Consider the following 1,803-nt stretch of genomic DNA (forward strand, 5'->3'; position numbering starts at 1 on the left):
GCGTCGGCGCCAAGCCAGGAGACCCCGGCGGAGGGGGGCGAGCAGGCGGTTGAGGCGGTGGCCGAGGCGTCCTCGTCGGAAACGCCGGACACCGAGGCGGGTGACGTTCCCCCCGAGGATCCCATCGCCGAGCTGGCCCGGGCCGCCGACCAGCGCCTCTCGAGCCAGACCGAGCAGTCGGACCGCGAGCCGGCCGCGGAGGGTGAATGGGCCGTCCAGGTGGGCAGCTTCGGGGAGCCGGCCAATGCCGAGCGTCTCGCGTCGAACCTGGCCGCGCAGGGCCTGCCGGTCTATAGCCGCGTTCGGGACAATGGCCTGACGACCGTCTATGTCGGGCCCTACACCACCTCCCGCGAGGGTGAGGCGGTGATGGCAGAGTTGAAGGTCGAGGCCAATCTCCAGGGCTTGCTGGTGCGGGCGGGCAACTGAGCATGGCGCTGACCTGGATCGACTGGCTCTTCGTGGCAGTGCTGGTGGTGACCGGGCTTTCCGGTTTCCTGCGCGGGTTGATCCGCGAGGCCCTGGGGCTGGCTGCCTGGATCATTGCCCTGCTGGCGGCACGGTTGCTGGCCGAGCCGGTGGCAGACCTGCTTTCCGGGGTGATCGATAACCCGGATGGGCGCCTGGTACTGGCCTTCGTGCTGGTGATCTTCGCGGTGATCCTGCTCTGCGGTATCGTCATCCGCATGGTCCATGCCGCCGTCGAGTGGGTCGGAATGGGGCTGCTCAACCGGGTGACCGGCGCCGCCTTCGGCATGGCCAAGGGCGCGGCGATCCTGGTGCTGGCGACCATCCTGCTCAGCCTGACGCCGCTGGCCCAGCTCCAGGCCTGGCAGGAGGCCGAGCTGCGGCCGGCCGTCGAGCAGTTGCGTGATTGGGCGTTGAGCCATCTCGAGGGCTGGGAAGGGCGCTTGCCCGAGGCGCCGGCATCGCTGCGCGAGCTATCCCTGCCGGCGCCGGAAACCGACAATGGCCCGCAAGAAGGCGGTGAAGCAACGACGCCCTGACATGTGAATTCCGGGGCAGGCCGGACCACGGTCCTGTCCCGACTCTTTAACGTAAGTTCCAGGCAAGCGAGGTAAGGTGGAATGTGCGGTATCGTGGGCCTGATGGCCAAGCAGGCGGTGAACCAGGGCATCTATGACGCCCTGACAGTGCTCCAGCATCGCGGACAGGATGCCGCCGGCATGATGACCTGGCATGAGGGCCGCTTCCTGTTGCGCAAGAGCAACGGCCTGGTGCGGGACGTCTTCCACACTCGCCACATGACGCGCCTGAAGGGCAATCTGGGTATCGGCCATGTGCGCTATCCCACCGCGGGTTCCTCCAGCGAGGCGGAATCCCAGCCGTTCTATGTGAACTCGCCCTACGGCATCACCCTGGCTCACAATGGCAACCTGACCAATTCCGACCAGCTCAAGCAGGAGCTTTTCTCCTCGGACCTGCGCCATATCAACACCAGTTCCGACTCGGAGGTGCTGCTCAATGTCTTCGCCCATGAGCTGGGCAAGCAGGGCCTGCACCTGGAGCCCGGCGATATCTTCGACGCGGTGCGCCGCGTGCACCGTCGCTGCCGGGGCGGTTACGCCGCGGTGGCGATCATCAACGGCGTGGGGCTGGTGGCCTTCCGCGATCCCCACGGCATCCGTCCGGTGGTGTTCGGCACCCGCGACGAAGGGCAGGGGCAGGAGGTGATGATCGCGTCCGAGTCGGTGGCGCTCGATGTGGGCGGCTTCGATCTGCACCGTGACCTGGCGCCGGGCGAGGCGATCTTCGTCGACATGACCGGGGCCATTCACACCC

Annotated in this window: 3 protein-coding genes; all 3 read left to right on the forward strand. The window is 67.4% G+C overall.

All coding sequences use genetic code 11. The features are described 5' to 3' along the window. The coding region (locus tag RI841_RS16335; protein ID WP_310706685.1) for an SPOR domain-containing protein at positions 1-429 on the forward strand (429 nt) is incomplete at its 5' end. 2 nt (positions 430-431) lie between these two features. Continuing rightward, positions 432-1,007: a CvpA family protein gene (locus RI841_RS16340; protein ID WP_310706686.1), complete on the forward strand. Its 576-nt coding sequence runs from the start codon at positions 432-434 to the stop codon at positions 1,005-1,007. 81 nt (positions 1,008-1,088) lie between these two features. Beyond that, positions 1,089-1,803, forward strand: a 715-nt coding sequence (locus RI841_RS16345) for a class II glutamine amidotransferase (protein WP_310706687.1), incomplete at its 3' end; no start/stop codon positions are given.

Origin of the sequence: Halomonas sp. (assembly GCF_031581305.1) — a bacterium.
GTDB lineage: Bacteria > Pseudomonadota > Gammaproteobacteria > Pseudomonadales > Halomonadaceae > Halomonas.